General features: G+C 40.7%; 3 protein-coding genes. 1 reads left to right on the top strand and 2 read right to left on the bottom strand.

The window, feature by feature from the left end; all coding sequences use genetic code 11:
- Positions 1-7: 7 nt before the first annotated feature.
- Complete coding sequence (locus CDG77_RS34540) at positions 8-451, bottom strand: hypothetical protein (protein ID WP_094333613.1); 444 nt, start codon at positions 449-451, stop codon at positions 8-10.
- A 449-nt stretch (positions 452-900) separates the two neighbouring features.
- On the opposite strand from CDG77_RS34540, the gene CDG77_RS34535 reads away from it, so the two are divergent.
- Complete coding sequence (locus CDG77_RS34535; protein ID WP_094333612.1) at positions 901-1923, top strand: HNH endonuclease; 1023 nt, start codon at positions 901-903, stop codon at positions 1921-1923.
- 45 nt (positions 1924-1968) lie between these two features.
- Here CDG77_RS34535 and CDG77_RS34530 read toward each other — a convergent pair whose 3' ends face one another.
- A complete protein-coding gene (locus CDG77_RS34530; RefSeq protein ID WP_094333611.1) occupies positions 1969-2388 on the bottom strand; it encodes a thermonuclease family protein in 420 nt (139 codons plus the stop codon).
- Positions 2389-2458: the final 70 nt, after the last annotated feature.

Here is a 2458-nt window from a genome sequence, read left to right as displayed (position 1 = left end):
TTGGTAATTAAATTTTCTTATTCTTCTTGTACTGATTGAGTAAGTATTGTGGATTGCTGATATACATTTCTGTATAACCGCACTGTCCACAAATATATGCTGTTAATGTCCCAGTGTGAGTTCCTTTAAATATAAGCGCTTTTGGATTTTCGTAAATTTCTACTTGCAGATCCTTTTTAAACTCTTCTGTGTGGGTGACAATACGAACGTTTGGAATTATATTTTCAGAGCCACATTTAACACACGCCAAAAGTTCAACTTCTTGTTGGTCTGGATACTCGGCTAGCCCTGTTGATGTTACTAAGACTGGCTGACCTTTAATGCTAGAAGGAGCAATTTCGTCAACTCCCTGGAATGACTTGTCCTCGATTCCATCGTTTGAGGTACCACAACTCCAGCAAAAAGAGAAAGTCTCTTCATTCTGCTCATGGCATTTGCAACATTCCCACATCTGTATTACCTCTGCAAAACAGTTGATGTTAAACAAGTTTAAACCAATAACAATTTTACTCACTTCAGGCGAAGCAAAAAGGTTAGAAAAATTGTTATTCGAGAGTTAACCCGCTATTTGCCGACTGAAGAGACATCAAATGCAGATTGAACCCTATGTTGAGCAGCGATCGCTTTCTTTATTCAATTCAAGCACAGAAGACCAAAGCTAAAAACTGGCTCATATAATGCTGATTGCTGTATCAATAAAAAACTACCTAAATAGTTAACAGAACAGCTAAACTAGCTCATAGTTCAATTTATAAGCTAGCACAACCTAAATTTATAAATTCCTTACTATCTCTTTAAATATTCCCTTGAAAGTTCATGATTAATGCTGATGTGGTTCTTAGCTTTGAGGGGAGAAGCTGAACTAAATACTGAATTATCAAAACAACAGTTTACTGAAACATGGATTTCATCAACCAAGCACGAAATTTGGCGGATACGCTCAAAGATAAAGCGCAAGAAGCAGCAACTAATACAGCAAAGGGTATAGAAGAAGTAGTTGATGGAATAAAAAATACTGCTGTAGAGATTACTACCTCAAGTATTAATGCAATTAATGATTTGCCTGCAACAGCACAGCAAGGTTTTCAAGCTGTACAAAATGTGGGTAAAGCATTAGAAGGCACTGCTATTAGTGTGACAACTTCGAGTGTAGCTGTAGCTGAGGCTTTGCAAAACTTACCAAGGACTGCTGCGGAACTAGCTCTAGAGATGCCCAAGATTGCATATAGATTGAGGTATCGTGCTGGTCTAAGAACCGGAGATTTACCTCGCTCTGACGCAGATGTAATGAAGCTTTTTGAGAAAATTCCTGGTACATCAAAGCTAGGAGCTAACGAACGGACTATTCGTGAATTCTTGAGCGATAAACATGGTAGCCATATCATTCCACGCTCTCAAGGTGGCTCAAATGGTGCTGACAACATCCTGTGGGAAGTAGGTGTTGATAATCTGCGTCGCGGAGCTGAAGTAATGAATGTTGGGGAGCAGTTTTATATTCGGGTTTACAATGCCGTAGATTCTATTATCTGCAATTCTGGAACAATTGCTAAGTTGGGGATCACTGCTACAGGAACCGCTATTCTTACCCAAGTTATAGTCACAGCAATTTCATACTCCTTGGATCTTTATCGGGGCGATATTACTGTTGAAGAGTACAAAAGTTTAGTTTTAGAAGCTGCAAAAGCAGCAGGTATTGCGACACCGATTGTTTTTCTGGTCTTAGTAGCTGTATTAGCCTTATTTCCAGAATTTACAGTTGTATTATCTGCACCAGTGGTTATTGCAGGTTTCAATGCCTTATTTGGCATGAGTATTGCGATGCCGATAGTACAATCGCTACTCCGTCATGCTCAAGCTGGTGGTTTTGGCATAGAAACTGCTGATGCTTACAGAAATGCGCTTGGTGGATCTGCGCCTACTTGAAATCTGCGACAAATTTTAACTGGAGTGCTGGTTTTAGCTTCAAGGCTAGTTTCGTTTGTCTTGACTCCACACTCCAGTTTTAGAAGCGATCGCTATTTTCTGAGTCTGTTCAAAAGCTATCTGATTCGGGCATTTTACCCCGCCGCCAAGTTGCGTTTTAGCCAAGCCGCTTTTGAGCAGTTCTTCCTGAAAACTAATCTCAGCCTCACCCTGTCCATGAGCCATCACTTCAGCAACAGTACGCCCATCGCTGTCTTTTGCGACTGGAATAATCATCAGTTGATTATCGGCAGCAGCGACTAGGTTGAGTAGTTTATCTTTTGCTTCATTGCTCAATGCTTGTGCTGGCACTTCACCTTGTTTCACTTCTGGGGCATCAATTCCACAAAGCTCGACTGACATTTGGCTACCATCGGTTTGACGGACTGTGATGCTGTCCCCATCTATCACTTGTGTAACCCACATTCCGCACCCTAACTGTCACAAAGGGGTTTTTACGGAGGATTTTTCTCGATAAAAAGAGTAAAATCAGACA

Origin of the sequence: Nostoc sp. 'Peltigera membranacea cyanobiont' 213 (assembly GCF_002245975.1) — a bacterium.
Lineage (GTDB): Bacteria > Cyanobacteriota > Cyanobacteriia > Cyanobacteriales > Nostocaceae > Nostoc.
This window is presented reverse-complemented; position numbering and strand designations above follow the sequence as displayed.

What these genes read in the sequence shown, in the direction of transcription:
- CDG77_RS34540 (WP_094333613.1), bottom strand. Translation starts at nt 451, where the DNA reads ATGTGGGAATGTTGCAAATGCCATGAGCAGAATGAAGAGACTTTCTCT.
- CDG77_RS34535 (WP_094333612.1), top strand. Translation starts at nt 901, where the DNA reads ATGGATTTCATCAACCAAGCACGAAATTTGGCGGATACGCTCAAAGAT.
- CDG77_RS34530 (WP_094333611.1), bottom strand. Translation starts at nt 2,388, where the DNA reads ATGTGGGTTACACAAGTGATAGATGGGGACAGCATCACAGTCCGTCAA.